Annotated in this window: 16 protein-coding genes; 12 read left to right on the top strand and 4 right to left on the bottom strand. The window is 70.0% G+C overall.

Annotated elements, in window-relative coordinates; genetic code table 11:
- Positions 1–164 precede the first annotated feature (164 nt).
- The gene (locus AC3WSN_RS27050) at positions 165–461 is read right to left on the bottom strand and encodes a BolA family protein (protein WP_192706288.1); all 297 of its coding nucleotides are present in this window, start codon (positions 459–461) and stop codon (positions 165–167) included.
- 109 nt (positions 462–570) lie between these two features.
- Here AC3WSN_RS27050 and AC3WSN_RS27045 point away from each other — a divergent pair, with 109 nt between their 5' ends.
- The 4 genes from AC3WSN_RS27045 (at position 571) to cobT (ending at position 4,814) form a co-directional block, all read left to right on the top strand.
- Positions 571–1,197: a J domain-containing protein gene (locus tag AC3WSN_RS27045; RefSeq protein ID WP_192706287.1), complete on the top strand. Its 627-nt coding sequence runs from the start codon at positions 571–573 to the stop codon at positions 1,195–1,197.
- A gap of 208 nt (positions 1,198–1,405) precedes the next feature.
- A complete protein-coding gene (cobS, locus tag AC3WSN_RS27040; protein ID WP_192706286.1) occupies positions 1,406–2,389 on the top strand; it encodes a cobaltochelatase subunit CobS in 984 nt (327 codons plus the stop codon).
- Positions 2,390–2,406: 17 nt separating this feature from the next.
- Entirely contained in the window at positions 2,407–2,901 is a 495-nt protein-coding gene (locus tag AC3WSN_RS27035) for a DUF29 domain-containing protein (RefSeq protein ID WP_492542169.1), read from the top strand.
- 5 nt (positions 2,902–2,906) lie between these two features.
- Positions 2,907–4,814, top strand: coding sequence for a cobaltochelatase subunit CobT (gene cobT / locus AC3WSN_RS27030; protein ID WP_192706284.1), 1,908 nt, complete (start codon positions 2,907–2,909; stop codon positions 4,812–4,814).
- Between the two features lie 280 nt (positions 4,815–5,094).
- On the opposite strand, the gene rpmB is transcribed toward cobT, so the two are convergent.
- Entirely contained in the window at positions 5,095–5,397 is a 303-nt protein-coding gene (gene rpmB, locus AC3WSN_RS27025) for a 50S ribosomal protein L28 (RefSeq protein WP_492542167.1), read from the bottom strand.
- Positions 5,398–5,771: 374 nt separating this feature from the next.
- On the opposite strand from rpmB, the gene AC3WSN_RS27020 reads away from it, so the two are divergent.
- From AC3WSN_RS27020 to AC3WSN_RS26985, 8 genes are all read left to right on the top strand, one after another.
- On the top strand, positions 5,772–6,689 hold the full coding sequence (locus tag AC3WSN_RS27020) for a DUF3108 domain-containing protein (protein WP_492543274.1): 918 nt from the start codon (positions 5,772–5,774) through the stop codon (positions 6,687–6,689).
- Positions 6,690–6,761: 72 nt separating this feature from the next.
- Positions 6,762–7,052, top strand: a complete 291-nt coding sequence (locus tag AC3WSN_RS27015) for a DUF1330 domain-containing protein (RefSeq protein WP_192706283.1) — start codon at positions 6,762–6,764, stop codon at positions 7,050–7,052.
- Between the two features lie 104 nt (positions 7,053–7,156).
- Positions 7,157–7,465, top strand: a complete 309-nt coding sequence (locus AC3WSN_RS27010) for a hypothetical protein (protein ID WP_492542165.1) — start codon at positions 7,157–7,159, stop codon at positions 7,463–7,465.
- Between the two features lie 90 nt (positions 7,466–7,555).
- Positions 7,556–10,912 carry a helicase-related protein gene (locus AC3WSN_RS27005; RefSeq protein WP_492542163.1) on the top strand — a complete coding sequence of 1,119 codons (3,357 nt, stop codon included), beginning with the start codon at positions 7,556–7,558 and terminating at the stop codon, positions 10,910–10,912.
- Between the two features lie 9 nt (positions 10,913–10,921).
- Entirely contained in the window at positions 10,922–11,215 is a 294-nt protein-coding gene (locus AC3WSN_RS27000) for an RNA-binding S4 domain-containing protein (protein ID WP_192706281.1), read from the top strand.
- Positions 11,216–11,429: 214 nt separating this feature from the next.
- A complete protein-coding gene (gene fdxA, locus AC3WSN_RS26995; RefSeq protein WP_192706280.1) occupies positions 11,430–11,768 on the top strand; it encodes a ferredoxin FdxA in 339 nt (112 codons plus the stop codon).
- Positions 11,769–12,274: 506 nt separating this feature from the next.
- The gene (locus tag AC3WSN_RS26990; protein ID WP_192706279.1) at positions 12,275–12,880 is read left to right on the top strand and encodes a CarD family transcriptional regulator; all 606 of its coding nucleotides are present in this window, start codon (positions 12,275–12,277) and stop codon (positions 12,878–12,880) included.
- A gap of 314 nt (positions 12,881–13,194) precedes the next feature.
- On the top strand, positions 13,195–14,070 hold the full coding sequence (locus AC3WSN_RS26985) for an RNA polymerase factor sigma-32 (protein WP_192706278.1): 876 nt from the start codon (positions 13,195–13,197) through the stop codon (positions 14,068–14,070).
- 450 nt (positions 14,071–14,520) lie between these two features.
- On the opposite strand, the gene AC3WSN_RS26980 is transcribed toward AC3WSN_RS26985, so the two are convergent.
- Both AC3WSN_RS26980 and AC3WSN_RS26975 read right to left on the bottom strand, forming a co-directional pair.
- Positions 14,521–15,753, bottom strand: coding sequence for an MFS transporter (locus AC3WSN_RS26980; protein ID WP_192706277.1), 1,233 nt, complete (start codon positions 15,751–15,753; stop codon positions 14,521–14,523).
- Between the two features lie 135 nt (positions 15,754–15,888).
- The gene (locus tag AC3WSN_RS26975) at positions 15,889–16,281 is read right to left on the bottom strand and encodes a tautomerase family protein (protein WP_492542160.1); all 393 of its coding nucleotides are present in this window, start codon (positions 16,279–16,281) and stop codon (positions 15,889–15,891) included.
- Between the last annotated feature and the right edge of the window lie 24 nt (positions 16,282–16,305).

Raw genomic sequence — 16,305 nt, 5'->3', positions numbered from 1 at the left:
CCTCCGCTGCCGGAGCGATCTGTCCCGTTATCGCGCGCGCAGCGAAGCGTCTCAGTGGAGCGCAGCGACACGCTCCGTGGCGCCGACCGGCTGGCTTGGCTGCGCGCGCGACGATGGCGTCACCTCTCGAACCCGGGCCGCACAGCGGAAGACCGCGGGCGGGCTCAGGCGGCCTCGGCCGGCGTCCGGGCCCGGAGCGCGAGGGCGTGGAGGCCGCGCTTGAACGCATCCTCCAGAAGCGCGTTCACCAAGCGGTGCCGCTCGACGCGGCTCTTGCCCTCGAAAGCCGACGCGACGATGTCGAGCCGGTAATGGGTTTCGCCCCCCGGCCGTGCCCCGGCATGGCCGGCATGCAGATGCGACTCGTCGATCACGTCGAGGCGCGCCGGCGCGAGCTGCTCGCGCAGCCGCGCCTCCATCCAGTCCCGCAGGGTGCCGCCCGCGCCCGCACCGTCCGCCATCGTGCCCTCGCGTCGTGTTCGTGGGTGCCCGTCAAGCCCGATCTCGCGCATGCGTCATCAGGCCCGGTGCCCTTGTGTCTCAGGTCCGCCCCCTCATAATCGGCCCGTCATGGATCTCAACTCGCGCCTGTTCGACAGCATCCGGATCAAGCCATCCTGCGACGAGCCGAAGGCTGCGGCCGAGGGCGTCTGCGAGAGTCCGGGCTGCACGCAGCCGGGCCTGTACCGGGCGCCGAAGGGTCGGAAGGCGGAGGGCCAGTACTGGCGCTTCTGCATCGACCATGTCCGCGCCTACAACGCCACCTACAACTACTTCGACGGCATGAACGACGCCGCCGTGCAGGCCTACCAGAAGGACGCGATCATCGGGCATCGCCCGACCTGGGCGATGGGCGTGAACCGGACCGGCGAGGCCAAGCCGGCGGACGAGCCTGTCCGCGACTGGGCGTATGTCGATCCGCTCGGCATCCTGCGCGGCGAGGGTGTCGGCGACGCGCGCCGGCGCGCCCGCCAGCCCGAGGAGCCGCGCAAGCCCAAACACTCGGCGACGGTGCGCCGCGCCCTCGACGTGATGGGACTCGAGGAGAACGCCGATTCGGCCGCCATCAAGGCGCAGTACAAGGTTCTGGTGAAGCGGTTCCACCCCGACGCCAATGGCGGCGACCGCTCCTTCGAGGAGCGGCTGCGCGACATCATCCGCGCCCACGACGTCCTGCGCGCGGCCGGACTCTGCTGAACGGCACGAAGGATGCACGCCGGTTCAATCCCAGGATAGGGAAAACCGCGCGACGGGACCCTATATGGGATCCATGCCGGTCGGTGGCGCGCGAGCGCGCCGCCGTTTAAGGATGGCTCCGCCCCGCCGCGGAGGCCCGGCTCGACGTTCTTCCGCGCGGATGCTTCACTGTTTGGCAGTGGAGCGCCCGCGCCTCACGAGGTTCCGAATGCTCTCTGACGCTACGCCCGCCGCGCTGCCCGACCGCACCGTCTCCGTCCGCGATGTCTTCGGCATCGACCTCGACCTCAAGGTCCCGGCCTATGCCGAGGCCGAGGAGCACGTGCCGGATCTCGATCCCGACTACATCTTCGACCGGGAGACGACGCTCGCGATCCTCGCCGGCTTCGCCCGCAACCGCCGCGTGATGGTCACCGGCTATCACGGCACCGGCAAGTCGACCCATATCGAGCAGGTCGCGGCCCGGCTGAACTGGCCGTGCATCCGCATCAACCTCGACAGCCACGTCTCGCGCATCGACCTCGTCGGCAAGGACGCGATCGTCCTCCAGGACGGCAAGCAGGTCACCGCGTTCCAGGACGGCATCCTGCCCTGGGCGCTGCAGAACAACGTCGCGCTGGTGTTCGACGAATACGATGCCGGCCGACCGGACGTGATGTTCGTGATCCAGCGCGTGCTGGAGCTGTCGGGCCGCCTGACGCTCCTCGATCAGAAGCGCGTGATCCGCCCGCACCCGGCCTTCCGGCTGTTCGCCACGGCCAACACGGTGGGCCTCGGCGACACGTCGGGCCTCTATCACGGCACGCAGCAGATCAACCAGGGCCAGATGGACCGCTGGTCGATCGTCACCACACTGAACTACCTGCCGCACGACCGCGAGGTCGACATCGTGCTCTCGAAGGCGACCCATTACCGGGGTGACCAGGGCCGCGACATCGTCAACCGCATGGTGCGGGTCGCGGATCTCACCCGCAACGCCTTCATGAACGGCGACCTCTCGACCGTCATGAGCCCGCGCACGGTGATCACCTGGGCGGAGAACGCCGACATCTTCAAGGATGTCGGCTTCGCCTTCCGGGTGACCTTCCTCAACAAGTGCGACGAACTGGAGCGGACGCTGGTGGCCGAGTTCTACCAGCGCGCCTTCGGCAAGGAGCTGCCCGAGAGCGCGGTGAACGTCGCGCTGAGCTGACCCGCATGGAGGACGCGATGGCGCATCCGGCCCCGACGCGCGAGGACGCTCCGGCGACTGCGCACGCACGGGTGCGGACTCGCTACGCGGACGATCTCTACACCTGGGTTCAGGAGCAGGTGGCGCTGCTTCGCGCCGGCCGGGTGGACGCGCTCGACCTCGACAACATCGCCGAGGAGCTGAGCGACGTGGGCTCGGAGCAATACGACAAGCTTGAAAGCGCGATCGATGTGCTGCTGGCCCATGCCCTCACGTGGGACCATCAGCCCGAGCGGCGCAGCCGAAGCTGGTCGCTGACGATCGCAGAGCAGCGAGTGCGGATCGACAAGCAGTTGCGCATGAATCCCGGCCTCCAGTCGCGGATCGTCGAGGCCATCTCGGAGGGTTTCAGGCTCGCTCGAATCCGGGCCGCCCGCGAGATGAAGCGCGCGCTCAAATCCCTGCCCGCGGACTGTCCCTACACCTGGGACGAGATCCTGAACCGCCCCTTCGCGTTCGAGGACGACCGGTAGCGCTGATGTCCATCTCCAACCGCAAGCCCGGCGAGCGCCGCGAACCCGTGGCCGAGCCCCTGAAGCGCTCGGTGGCCGGGTGCCTGCGCGCCATCGCCCGGCGCTCCGAGGTCGAGGTCACCTACGCGACCGACCGGCCGGCGCTCACCGGCGACAAGGCCCGCCTGCCCGAGCCGCCGCGCAAGCTCTCGGCGCAGGACGTCGCGGTGCTGCGCGGCAATGCCGACGCCATGGCTTTGCGCCTCGGCTGCCACGACGTGGCCGTCCACCGCCGCCTCGCCCCCGAGAACAGCGCCGCCCGGGCGGTCTACGACGCCGTCGAGCAGGCCCGGGTCGAGGCGATCGGCTCGCGGCGGATGGCAGGCGTCGCCAGCAACATCTCGGCGATGCTGGAGGACCGCTACCACCGCGGCGGCAAGTACGAGACCATCACCGACCGGGCCGATGCCCCGATGGAGGACGCCGTCGCCCTGATGGTGCGCGAGCGGCTGACCGGTCAGAAGCCGCCGGAGGCCGCCACCAAGATCGTTGAGCTGTGGCGCGAGCATATCGAGGCCAAGGCCGGCCCGAACCTCGACGGGCTGCTCGGCTCGATCGAGGACCAGCGCAAGTTCGCCCGCTCGGTGCGCGACCTCCTCACCTCGCTGGACATGTCGGACGAGACGCCGTTCGACGCCGAGGACGACGAGAACGACGACGAGAACGACGCCCAGGACGACGAGCAGAACCCCAGCGAGGGCGATTCGGAGGAGAAGAGCCAGGGCGAGCGCGCCGAGATCGAGACCTCTGAGGAGGCCTCCGACGAGATCGAGGACGGCGCCCAGGAATCCGCCGACGCCCCCTCGGGCGAACTGCCGGAGGAGGCCGAGGATGCCGAGTCCGAGGAGGCCTCCGAGGCGTCGCGCCCGCCGCAGCGACAAGGCAACGAGGCGCGCGGGCCCGAGTACCGGGTGTTCAACGCCCGGTTCGACGAGGTCATCCACGCCGAGGAGCTGTGCGACGCCGACGAGCTGTCGCGCCTGCGCTCCTACCTCGACAAGCAGCTCTCCCATCTGCAGGGCGTGGTCGGGCGCCTCGCCAACCGGCTGCAGCGGCGTCTGCTCGCGCAGCAGAACCGCGCCTGGGATTTCGATCTGGAAGAGGGTCAGCTCGATCCGGCGCGGCTCGTGCGCGTGGTCATCGATCCCTACCAGCCGCTGTCCTTCAAGCAGGAGAAGGACACCAATTTCCGCGACACGGTGGTCACGCTGCTGCTCGACAATTCGGGCTCGATGCGCGGCCGGCCGATCACCGTGGCGGCGACCTGCGCCGACATCCTGGCCCGGACGCTGGAGCGCTGCGGCGTGAAGGTGGAGATCCTGGGCTTCACCACCCGTGCTTGGAAGGGCGGCCAGAGCCGCGAGGCGTGGCTCGCCGCCGGCAAGCCGCCGAATCCCGGTCGCCTGAACGACCTGCGCCACATCGTCTACAAGTCGGCCGACGCACCCTGGCGGCGCGCGCGCAAAAACCTCGGGCTGATGATGCGCGAGGGGCTGCTCAAGGAGAACATCGACGGCGAGGCGCTCGACTGGGCGCACAAACGCCTGCTCGGCCGGCCGGAGCAGCGCAAGATCCTGATGGTGATCTCCGACGGCGCGCCGGTGGACGATTCGACCCTGTCGGTGAATGCCGGCAACTACCTCGAGCGGCACCTGCGCTGGATGATCGAGGAGATCGAGACGCGCTCGCCCGTGGAGCTCCTCGCCATCGGCATCGGCCACGACGTGACCCGGTACTACCGCCGCGCGGTGACGATCATCGACGCCGAGGAGCTCGGCGGGGCGATGACCGAGAAGCTGGCCGAGCTGTTCGAGGAGGACGGCGCGCCGGCGCCGACGGGCCGGATGCTGCGCGCGGCGGGCGGCCGGCGCTGACGGCCCGCCGGGCTTCGCGGACCTTCTCAGGCCTCAGGCCCGTCTCATCCAGAACCTCATCCTGAGGTGTCGGAGCGCAGCGAAGCCTCGAACGAGGCCTTCAGGAGAAACTGAGAAACCTGGAGCCCTCGTTCGAGGCCGCCCGGCATGGGCACCTCAGGATGAAGGCGCCACTGGGCCGCCCGGATCCGGCGACGTACCGCACGCAAGCGGAAACCGCCGCGGCCTCGATGGCCACGGCGGCTTAAACCGTCCGATGAGGGGCGTGAAGCCCGAAGCCTCAGGCCGCGGCGGCCGGGACCTCGGCGAGCTTCTTGTGGATCTCGCGCTTCAGGAGGCGCGCGGTCTGCGACAGGTCGCCCTCGCCGGCCTTGATCAGGAAGGCGTCGAGGCCGCCGCGGTGCTCCACCGAGCGCAGGGCATGCGCGGTGACCCGCAGGCGCACCCGCTTGCCGAGCGCGTCGGACTGGAGGGTGACGTTGCACAGGTTCGGCAGGAACCGGCACTTGGTCTTGCGGTTCGAGTGGCTCACGAGGTGGCCGACCTGAACGGCCTTGCCGGTGAGTTCGCAGCGGCGCGCCATGATAAAAAACGATCCCGTCTCGTTCCGTCCGAATAGACCCGATCGCGACCGGCGCGATCATCGTCGCAGCGGGCGGCGCCCATTGCGTGTTCCAGGTCCGGCGGAGTCCTGTTGAAGGCGCGAGCCTATAGGTGACAAAGCCGCGCCGCGTCAAGGTGCCGGCGGCCAGAGGCGGCGCCTCGGCCGTCCAACGGTCTGTTAACCACGATGCCGGGATATAGCCTTCTTCCACCTGCAGGAAGGTGCCTCTCCCGGCTCCGGGCGTCGAGAGGATGCCGACGAGCGGGTGTTCGAGAGGGTGTGTTCGAGCGGGTGTCTTGGGCCGCCCGCCCTGGGATGCGATCCGGATCATGAGCGCCACGCCAATCGGTCGGATGATCAAGCCTGTGACGAAGCACGCTGTCGGGTGCCTCGCGGGCAGCCTTCTCGCGGTCGCGGCCCTCGCGGCCCCGGCCGATGCCGCCGCGCGCGGGTCACGCGGGAAACGCGCCGCTCCGGCCGCCGCGACCGTGGCGGTGGATTACGGCATCAATCTCGCCGGCCTGCCGATCGGCACGGCGCGTCTCGCCGGATCCTTCGACCGCGACCGCTACGCGATGGACGTGTCGGCGGTGCTCACCGGCCTCGTCGGCGCGATCACCGGCGGCAAGGGCTCGGCCCGGGCCTCCGGGAGCTTCTCGGCCGCGCCGCAGCCCGGCGCCTTCGCCATCGCAACGCAGACGGCGAGTTCCGGCATCGCGGTGCGCATGGCCCTGGCGCACGGGAACGTGGTCCAGGCCGAGGTCACGCCGCCGCTCATCGACATGCAGGACCGCGTGCCGGTCACTCCGGCCAACAAGCGCGGCATCATCGACCCGGTGAGTGCCCTGCTGATGCCAACCCAGGGGCGCGGCGAGCCCCTCGATCCGGAGAATTGCAATCGGACGCTGCCGGTCTTCGACGGCGCGACCCGCTTCAACGTGGTGCTCAGCTACGCCGAGACCCGCCCGGTGCAGAAGCCCGGCTATGCCGGCCAAGTTCTCGTGTGCAACGCCCGCTATCAGGCGGTGGCCGGCCACCGCCCGGACCGGCCGGGGGTGAAGTTCATGGAGGAGAACCGCGAGATGTCGGTCTGGCTCGCCCCCGTCGAGGGAACGCGCGTCCTGATCCCGCTGCGCATCTCCGTGCTCACCACGATCGGCACCAACATCATCGAGGCCACGCGCTGGAGCCAGGGCGGCAATCCGACCACGACCGCGACGGCCGGCGCCGCCGGCGGCAGCGTCGCGCAGGCGAGCCTGGCCGGGCAGTAAGGGCGGTTTGACCGGCGGCGGCTTTCCCGGCACTTCCGCCCGGCGCGTCCGCCGCGCCAGGGAGGTCAGCCAGTGCCCAAAGGCTACATCATCGTCCGGATGACGGTCACCGACCCGGACGCCTACAAGGACTACGCCGCCATGGCCTCCGAGGCCATGCGCAAGTACGGCTGCAAGCCGCTGGTCCGGGGCGGCCGCAGCGAAGCGCTCGAGGGCGAGGCCCGTCCGCGCAACGTCGTGCTGGAATTCGAATCCTACGAGGCGGCGCGCACCTACTACTTCTCGCCCGAGTATCAGGCCGCGATCGAGAAGCGCCGGCCGGCGGGGATCGGCGAGGTGGTGCTGGTGGAAGGCGTGGATTGAGCCGCTTCCGGTTGGACCCTTCGTTTCCCACTGCATCGCGGGCACTGCGAAGCGGCGACGGAGGCCGTGGACGAAATCTTCATCCGCCGCGCGATAATCCGCGGATGCGCCCGACTGCCCTCCGAATCGCCCTCGCCCTGACCGTCCTCGGCGGCCCGGCCGCCGCGCGACCGCTGACCGCCGGCACCGCGGAATCCGGCTGCGGCGGCGACGCCTACTCATCGGCCGAGATCGTCGAGCACCGCCGCGGCCCGCTTGTGGCGATGCCCGACACGCTCTGCGCCGATGTGGCGCCCCAGCCGGGCACGCCGACGACGCAGATCGACGTCTACCCGCTCATCACGCCGCAGGTTGGACCTGGCGGCGGCGGCATCCCATATGGGGGAGGATCGATCCGGCCCTATCGTCCCTGACGCGACCGGCCGCCCCAGCATCCCCCGCTCCGCGCCCTGCCGGCGCCGCGACGGCCTTCCGGTCCAAAGGAATCGCCGACCATCGACGCCTTGCTTCGCCCCTCGCCCAGCCGCTCGCTGTCCCGAGACGCCCGCGCCCGCGGCGTCACGGCAGTCCTCGGGCCGACCAACACCGGCAAGACGCATCTCGCCATTGAGCGGATGCTCGCGCACCCGACCGGGATGATCGGGCTGCCCCTGCGGCTCCTCGCCCGGGAGGTCTACCTGCGCGTCGTCGCCAAGGTCGGCCCGGAAAAGGTCGCGCTGGTGACCGGGGAAGAGAAAATAAAACCGGACCGGCCGCGCTACTGGATCTGCACCATCGAGGCGATGCCCCGCGACCTCGACGTGGCGTTCGTGGCGATCGACGAGATCCAGCTCGCCGCCGACATGGATCGCGGCCACGTTTTCACCGACCGCCTGCTCTACGTGCGCGGCCGGGAGGAGACCCTGCTGATCGGCTCCTCGACCGTGCTGCCGCTGGTCCAGAGCCTGATCCCAAACGTCCACACCACCACCCGGCCGCGGCTGTCGCAGCTGACCTTTGCGGGGGAGAAGCGGCTCTCGCGTCTGCCCCGCCGCACCGCCATCGTCGCCTTCTCGGCCGAGGAGGTCTACGCCATCGCCGAGCTGATCCGCCGCCAGCGCGGTGGCGCCGCGGTGGTGCTGGGCGCGCTCTCGCCCCGGACGCGCAACGCCCAGGTCGAGATGTACCAGGCGGGCGACGTGGATTACCTCGTCGCCACCGACGCGGTCGGGATGGGGCTCAACCTCGACGTCGACCACGTCGCCTTCGCGGCCAACTGGAAGTACGACGGCACCCGCTTCCGCAAGCTCACCCCCGCCGAGATGGGCCAGATCGCCGGCCGGGCCGGGCGGCACCTCGCGGACGGCACCTTCGGCTCCACCGGCCGCTGCCCGCCCTTCGAGCCCGAGCTGGTGGAGCGCCTCGAGAGCCACGACTTCGACCCGTTGCGCATCCTGCAATGGCGCAACCCGGATCTCGCGTTCGGCAACCTGGAGGCGCTGCAGGCGAGCCTCGACGAGCACCCGCGCGAATCGGGCCTGACCCGCGCCCCCATGGGCGAGGACCAGCAGGCCCTCGAGATCCTGATGAAGGAGGAGGACATCCGCGACATGGCGCGGAGCGCCGCCACGGTTCGGCGGCTCTGGGACACCTGCGGCGTGCCGGATTACCGCAAGGTCCACCCGCAGGTGCATGCCGACCTCGTGGCCCAGCTCTACCGATTCCTCATGAAGGGCATGGCCGGGCGGATCCCCGACACGTGGTTCGCCGAGCAGGTGGCGATGATCGACCGCACCGACGGCGACATCGACACCCTGTCCCGTCGGATCGCCCAAGGACGCACCTGGACGTTCGTCGCCAACAGACCCGACTGGCTGCGCGACCCAGAACATTGGCAGGGCGAGACGCGTCGGGTAGAGGACAGGCTGTCCGACGCCCTGCACGAACGCCTCGCGAGCCGCTTCGTCGACCGGCGCACAAGCGTCCTGATGCGGCGCCTGAGAGAGAACACGATGCTCGAAGCCCAGATTACCGCCGACGGTGACGTCACCGTCGAGGGTCAGCATGTCGGCCACCTTCACGGATTCCTGTTCGTTCCCGATGCCAGCGCTGAGGGGCACGAAGCCAAGACCCTGAGGAGTGCCGCCGAGAAGGCGCTCGCCGGCGAGATCGAGGCGCGGGCCGACCGGTTCGGCGCCACCGCCGATTCGACCCTCGTGCTCGCGCACGACGGCACGATCCGCTGGACCGGCGCGCCCGTCGCCAAGCTCACCCCCGGCGAGAAGCTGTTCGCCCCGCAGATCCGTCTGCTGGCGGACGACAGCCTGACCGGTGCCCATCGCGAGAAGGTCGAAGCGCGCCTCGACGCGTGGCTGAAGGCCACCATCGTGCGCCTCCTCGGGCCGCTCATGGAGATCGAGACCGCGGCCGACCTCACCGGTCTCGCCAAGGGGATCGGCTACCAGGTGGTCGAGGCGCTGGGCGTGCTGGAGCGCTCGAAGGTCGCGCACGAGATGCGCAGCCTCGATCAGGACGGCCGCGGGGCCCTGCGCCGCCACGGTGTCCGGTTCGGCGCCTATCACATCTTCCTGCCGGCCCTGCTCAAGCCGGCGCCCCGCACCCTCGCGGCCCAGCTCTGGGCCCTGCGCAACGGCGGCCTCGACCAGCGCGGCCTCGACGAGATCGCGCATCTCGCCGGTTCCGGCCGCACCTCGATCAAGGTCGATCGGGAGATCGCCAAGGGCCTCTACCGCGCCGCCGGCTTCCGGGTCAGCGGCGAGCGCGCCGTGCGCGTCGACATCCTGGAGCGGCTCGCCGATCTGATCCGCCCGGCGATCGCCTACCGGCCCGGCACCACGCCGGGCGCCCCGCCGGACGGCACCGCCGACGGCGACGGCTTCGTGGCCACCGTCGGCATGACCTCGCTGGTCGGCTGCTCGGGCGAGGATTTCGCCTCGATCCTGAAGTCGCTCGGCTACAATTCCGAGGCGCGCCTCGGCCCGGCCATCACCGTGCCGCTCGTCCCGGCCGCCGCCACCGCGCCGGCCGTACCGGCGGCTGCCGCCGAGGCCGCCTCCGATGAGGCGGTCACCGCGCAGGCGGATGCCGCCGAACCGACCGACGACGAGGCCTCCTCGGAAGCGGCCGAGCGCGGCGAAGGCTCCGCCGAGGAGGCCCACGCCTCCGCGGAAGAGGTCTCCGCGAGCGGAGCCGAGGAGTCCCCCGCCGAGATCCCGGCTCCGGAAACCGAAATCGCGGCCGTCGAGGAGCCGGCGGCGGACACGCCTCCGGCCGAGGCAGGCGCTGCCGAGGTGGATCAGCCGGCCGAAGCGCCCGAGGCGCCCGTCGTGGCCGAGAGCGAGGCAGGGTCTGAGCCGGCCGAGGCCGTCGCCAAAGCGGCCGCCGACGCGGCTGGCGACGTGACCGCCGAGGCGGCGTCGGAAACCGCGCCCCCGGACGGCGAGCCGACCGCAGAGGTGCCGCAGATCGAGGTGTGGCGCCTGCAGCGCCATCAGCGCCCGACCCATCAGCGTCCGCAGAACCGTCCCCGCGGCGCCGGCCGCGGCCGCGACGGTGGCCAGCAGGGTCAGCACCCGGGACAGGGACGTCCCGAGGGCGGTCGGCCGGAGCACCGCCGGGCGGCCGAGGGCGGAGACGGCGGACCGCGTCCGGGACGGGATCGCGGCCCCCGTCGCGACCGCTTCGAGGGCGGCAGGCCGGAGCGCCGGGACGATCAGCGCGGCGCCGAGCAGCGCCATGCGGGTCCGCGGCCCGATCAGCGGCCGCCGCGGCGGGAGCGGGCGCCGGATCCGGATTCACCCTTCGCCAAGCTGGCCGCGCTCAAGGCGCAGCTCGAAGCCGGCGACGGCGGGAAGCGCTGATCCCCGCGCATGCGGGAGGACCGGCAGCGCCTCGACAAATGGCTGTGGTTCGCGCGTTTCGCGCGGACCCGGTCCCTCGCCGCGCGGCTGGCTTCGGACGGTTTCGTTCGGGTGAACGGGACGCGCGCCGACAACCCGGCGAAGGGTATCGGCATCGGCGACGTGGTGACGGTCGCCGCGCCGCACGCCACGCTGGCCGTGCGGGTTCTCGGCCTCGGCGCGCGGCGCGGACCGGCCCCGGAGGCGCGGCTTCTCTACGACGATCTGTCGGGCGGCTCCGTTCACGCGGATCCCACCGAGTGACGCGACGGGGTCACAACCGTCCTGAGAGCGATCGGCAGCACAACATGCGGCGCCCGCGCGCTTGTCAGCCCGAGAGGCAGCGTCTAGAGCCGTGGCCTTCGAAGCCCGGCTCCGCGCCGGACCTCACCGGCGTCCCCTCGCAGCGCCACCCGGGCGTGCGGGCCGTCCCCAGGCTCCGCCCGGGCCAAGTCGTGTTTTAGGACGAAGACATCCGATGACCTACGTCGTCACCGACAATTGCATCAAGTGCAAGTACACGGACTGCGTCGAGGTCTGTCCGGTGGATTGCTTCTACGAAGGCGAGAACATGCTCGTCATCCACCCGGACGAGTGCATCGATTGCGGGGTCTGCGAGCCGGAATGCCCGGCCGAGGCGATCAAGCCCGACACCGAGTCGAACCTCGACACGTGGCTGAAGCTGAACGCCGACTATGCCAAGACCTGGCCCAACATCACGCAGAAGAAGGAAGCCCCGGCCGACGCCAAGGATTGGGACGGCAAGACGGGGAAACTGGAAGCCCATTTCTCGCCCAACCCCGGCTCCGGCGACTGAACTGGGCGGCGGGTCCACAGGCTTTCCCACTGCATCTCGCCCGAGGCGACCCAGCGGGCAGAGTTTTGCCGGCAGACCATCGCGTGCGGTGACGTTGCTTGGCCTGCGTCTTACGAAGCCCTGATCCGCAGCTGCGGCATTTCTGCCCGGCTACGCCGGTGTAAAACTCTTCGTCGCCGCGCAGGGCATGCGTGTGCGTCTTCAGGTATGCTTTGATCTGCGCGCCGGATTGTGGTACACAATCGGTCTGCCGTCGCTTGCGCCTGACGTGCTTCCTCCAGCCGAAACACCTTCGATCTTCGTGGGTTAGGAGTAGTACGCGACCGACCGCTGAAGGCGACTTCGGCGGACGTTCCAGGCTTTTGCGCGGCCGCGCCGGGGAACGCCCGGGATCTCGCACTTTGGCGAAGGTCCTGGGAGCGGCGAGGCAAACCGGGTGTCCCGCCCGGAAGAACACGGTTTCGCGCGGCGTCGAAACGCTGCGCGCCAGTGGAGGCCCTTCTCGCATGACCACAGCCAAGAAGACGACGACCACAGGCCGGCAGGGCTTCAAGACCGGCGAGGCCGTCGTGTATCCGGCCCACGGCGTCGGTCGCATCACCGCGATCGAGGAGCAGGAGATCGCGGGTTACAAGCTTGAGCTGTTCGTGGTGTCGTTCGAGAAGGACAAGATGGTTCTGCGCGTCCCCACCGCGAAGGCCAACAGCGTCGGTATGCGCAAGCTGGCCGAGCCGGAGCTGGTGAAGAAGGCCCTGGACCTGCTGACCGGCCGCGCCCGGATCAAGCGCACCATGTGGTCGCGCCGCGCCCAGGAATACGAGGCCAAGATCAACTCGGGCGACCTGCTGGCCGTCACCGAAGTGGTGCGCGACCTCTTCCGCTCCGAGGCTCAGCCCGAGCAATCCTATTCCGAGCGTCAGCTGTACGAGGCCGCCCTCGACCGGATCGTGCGCGAGATCTCCTCGGTAAACCGCATCACCGAGACGGAGGCCCTCAAGCTCATCGAGCAGAGCCTTGCGAAGTCGCCGCGGCGGGCCAAGAGCGAGGCGGAGCCCGAGGCCGAAGCCGAGGGTGACAGCGAAGGCGACGACATTCAGGAGGAGGCGGCCTGAGGCCGGCCACGCCCTGAAGCAACGACAGACCCGGCCCCGGTGGCCGGGTTTTTTTTGGCCTGCTGACGCGCCCGCCGCCAGCCGGCCGGACATCTTCGAGCGATCCGGGACTGGACGGAGCGGCAGCGAAGCCCATCTGATCCCGAGAGAACACGAAATCGTGGCCGGCCGACTGTCGCATTCTGGGGCAACGCGGCGGAACTTTCGCGTTCAGCCTTCCGTTGTCGGTTGCCTGGCGTCGCCCCTCGGTGACGCCTGCGCGCCGGGCAGCAGGTCCGGCGCCGCAACAGCACTCGACAACAAGAGGCAGGCGGATGGCTGAGATCGCGGGAATTCGTCGGCAGTTCATACGGACTGCCATGGAGGCGCCCTTCCTGGCCCGGGAGGAAGAACGTGGCCTCGCCGTCCGCTGGAAGGACGATCGTGACGAGCGCGCCCTCCATCGCCTGATCTCAGCCCATATGCGCCTCGTCATCGCCCTGGCGGGGCGTTTTCGTCATTACGGCCTGCCGATGGCCGATCTCGTCCAAGAGGGGCATGTCGGCCTGATGGAGGCGGCCGCCCGCTTTGAGCCGGAGCGGGACGTTCGCTTCTCGACATACGCGACCTGGTGGATCCGGGCCTCGATCCAGGATTACATCCTGCGCAACTGGTCGATCGTGCGCGGCGGGACGTCCTCGGCCCAGAAGGCGTTGTTCTTCAACCTGCGCCGGCTGCGTGCCCGGCTGATGCAATCCACCGAGGAGCATGTCGGCGATGAGATCCACCGCCGCATCGCCAGCGCGATCGGCGTCTCGCGCGACGACGTCGCCCTGATGGATGCGCGCCTGTCCGGTCCCGATATGTCGCTCAACGCCCCGGTGGGCGAGGACAACGACGCCTCCTCGGAGCGGATGGACTTTCTGGTCGACGGTGCCGACCTGCCGGACGAGACCGTGAGCGCGACGGTCGATGGCGAGCGTCGCCTCAGCTGGCTGCAGCAGGCACTGACCGTCCTGTCCGAGCGCGAGCTGCGCATCCTGCGCGAGCGTCGCCTCGCCGAGGATCAGGCGACCCTCGAAGCCCTCGGGCAGCGTCTCGGCATCTCGAAGGAGCGGGTCCGTCAAATCGAGAACCGCGCCCTGGAGAAGCTGCGTCGTGCCCTGGCCGATCGCTTCCCGGCCGCCACCGGCAGCCCGCATATCGGCTGACCGGCACGACGCGTCGTCCCGAAGCCCGGCCTCGGCCGGGCTTTCGCGTTTTGAGGTTTCAGCTGCTCGCTGCGCCACCCTCAACGCGTGTAGCGAAGCGGCTCAGGGTTAGCGAGAGGTCAGGACCGTAGCGCGATCTAGAGCCGCTCCCGACCGCGTTGGGTCACAGGAAAGGACCGCGTCCTGGGCCGCGGTGCCCGATCCCTCCCCCTCATCCTGAAATGCCGGAGTGCAGCGGAGGCCCCGAAGGAGACCTCCAGGGATCGCGCGGCTGGCTGGAGCCTCCTTCGAGGCCCGCTGACGCGGGCACCTCTGGATGAGGGGCAGGAGTTGGACGACCGCTCTTCGAAGTGGCCTGCCGCCTGGCGCAACCCGATCAGGAGCGGCTCTCGATCGCTCCGCCGCGCTCGCAAAGACGGGTCGATTGGGCTCCCTGATCGCGCTGCCGGTTCAAGCGCTCTGGACGGCGGCGCTGTGCCGTTCCCGCCGACGGCGGCGGCGGCCGGGCTCTGGGGTTGCGTCGAGCCAGATCACCAGCGCAAGGGCGATCAGCGCCGGTAGCCCGAGGGCGAGAAACGCGCCGGTCCAGCCGACCATGCTGTAAGCCAAGCCGCCGTACCAGCTCGACAGGGCGCCTCCGACACCCTGCACCGCATTGACGCTGCCCAGCGCCGTCTGGGTCCGCCCGGAGCCCCAGGTCAGGTCGGCCACCACCACCGGCACGGCCACGCCGACGATGCCCGAAGCCACGCCGTCCAGCACCTCGGCGGCGATCAGCCAGACCGGATCGTCGATCAGGCCCGACATCAGCGCGCGGACCGGCAAGACCGCGAAGGCGACCATCAGCATCTGGCGGCGGCCCCGCCTGTCCGCAAGCGATCCGGCGAACAGCGCCACCGGCACCATCACGAGTTGCGCCACCATCACGTAGCGTGCCGTCCAGGTGGTGGCGTCCGCGGCGGTGGCCACGAGCTTCTGGCCGAGCAGCGAGAGCATGCCGCCGTTGCCCAGGTTGAACAGGGTCAGCGCCACGGTCAGCACCAGCAGCCGGCGGTTGCCGAGAACCTGCCGGATGCCGCTGCGCTCCGGCTCGTCCTCGTCGTCCTCTTTCCAGCCGACGGCCCGGCGGCGGTTCCAGGCGCCGGCCGGCGTCGTCAGCGTCGCGACGATCGCCGCGACCGCCATTCCGCCGAGGACCCAGAACGCGATGGCGGGGCCGAAATAGCCCGTTCCGAGGCTGATGCCGCCGGCCGCGATCAGGATGCCGAGATGGTTGAACGCCTGGTTGCGGCCCTGCTGCTTTGGGAAGCGGTCCTTGCCGACGATGCCGAGGGTGAGGGCCGCGACGGCCGGCAGCAGCAGGGTCCCGCCCGCCGCCGCGAGAAGCTGCGCGCACAGCACGGCGGGGAAGCTGCGCGCCGGAAGCAGCAGCAGCGTGCCCGCCAGGATCGCCCCGCAGGCCAGGGCGATCAGGAGGCGCGGTGAGCGGGAGCGGTCGACCAGGGCGCCGAACGGGCCGCTGAGAAACAGGGTGCCGAACCCGACCAGGGTGATGACGAACCCCACCCGCGCCGGGCTCCACGATGCCGCCTCCGCCAGCCAGGTCCCCAGGAACGGCCCGAGGCCACCCTGGATATCCCCGATGAACAGGTTGATCAGGGCAAGGTTAGCGGTGGGAGCCATGCGATCCTGGAGCCGTTTCGGGCCCCGGACCTGGACTTGCACCCGGTTACGGTCAAGCCCGGGCCGCCCGTCGCGGCACCAAACCGCGGCCGTATGCCGCCGGACCTGTGGACCGCGCGAATCCGCGTCGCAGGCTCAGGATTCGGAAGGTCCATACGTCATCAGGCCGTGACCGAACGACCAGTTCTCGGGCGAGACCTCGACGAGAGTGATGATGACATCTGCCGGATTCACCCCGGGATCGCGGCCGAGATTGTCGGCGATGGCGGCGTAGAGGGCCCGCTTCTGAGCGGTGCTGCGGGTGGCGCTCGCGATGATCTGGACGATCACGAGATCCACGCTGTGGCGGATGCCGACATATTCCGGGCTGAAGATGAAATCCGCCGCCGCATGCTCGTGGATGACCGTGAACAGGTCGCCGTCCGGCACCGCGTAGGTTTCGCGCATCGCGGCGTAGATGCCGGAGACGAGGGCGGCGCGATAAGCCTCCGTCGTGCCGGCGCGCAGGGAGATACGGGTCAGGGGCATCGTGACACTCCAAGGAAGCCGGGT

The sequence above is a fragment of the Methylobacterium sp. FW102-HT35C08 genome (assembly GCF_058790235.1).
The sequence above is the reverse complement of the archived record's forward strand: the minus strand, read 5'-3'. Positions and strand labels throughout refer to the sequence as shown.

Coding starts and splice junctions, on each gene's coding strand:
- AC3WSN_RS27050 (WP_192706288.1), bottom strand. CDS start 461: ATGGCGGACGGTGCGGGCGCGGGCGGCACCCTGCGGGACTGGATGGAG.
- AC3WSN_RS27045 (WP_192706287.1), top strand. CDS start 571: ATGGATCTCAACTCGCGCCTGTTCGACAGCATCCGGATCAAGCCATCC.
- cobS (WP_192706286.1), top strand. CDS start 1,406: ATGCTCTCTGACGCTACGCCCGCCGCGCTGCCCGACCGCACCGTCTCC.
- AC3WSN_RS27035 (WP_492542169.1), top strand. CDS start 2,407: ATGGCGCATCCGGCCCCGACGCGCGAGGACGCTCCGGCGACTGCGCAC.
- cobT (WP_192706284.1), top strand. CDS start 2,907: ATGTCCATCTCCAACCGCAAGCCCGGCGAGCGCCGCGAACCCGTGGCC.
- rpmB (WP_492542167.1), bottom strand. CDS start 5,397: ATGGCGCGCCGCTGCGAACTCACCGGCAAGGCCGTTCAGGTCGGCCAC.
- AC3WSN_RS27020 (WP_492543274.1), top strand. CDS start 5,772: ATGATCAAGCCTGTGACGAAGCACGCTGTCGGGTGCCTCGCGGGCAGC.
- AC3WSN_RS27010 (WP_492542165.1), top strand. CDS start 7,157: ATGCGCCCGACTGCCCTCCGAATCGCCCTCGCCCTGACCGTCCTCGGC.
- AC3WSN_RS27000 (WP_192706281.1), top strand. CDS start 10,922: ATGCGGGAGGACCGGCAGCGCCTCGACAAATGGCTGTGGTTCGCGCGT.
- fdxA (WP_192706280.1), top strand. CDS start 11,430: ATGACCTACGTCGTCACCGACAATTGCATCAAGTGCAAGTACACGGAC.
- AC3WSN_RS26990 (WP_192706279.1), top strand. CDS start 12,275: ATGACCACAGCCAAGAAGACGACGACCACAGGCCGGCAGGGCTTCAAG.
- AC3WSN_RS26985 (WP_192706278.1), top strand. CDS start 13,195: ATGGCTGAGATCGCGGGAATTCGTCGGCAGTTCATACGGACTGCCATG.
- AC3WSN_RS26980 (WP_192706277.1), bottom strand. CDS start 15,753: ATGGCTCCCACCGCTAACCTTGCCCTGATCAACCTGTTCATCGGGGAT.
- AC3WSN_RS26975 (WP_492542160.1), bottom strand. CDS start 16,281: ATGCCCCTGACCCGTATCTCCCTGCGCGCCGGCACGACGGAGGCTTAT.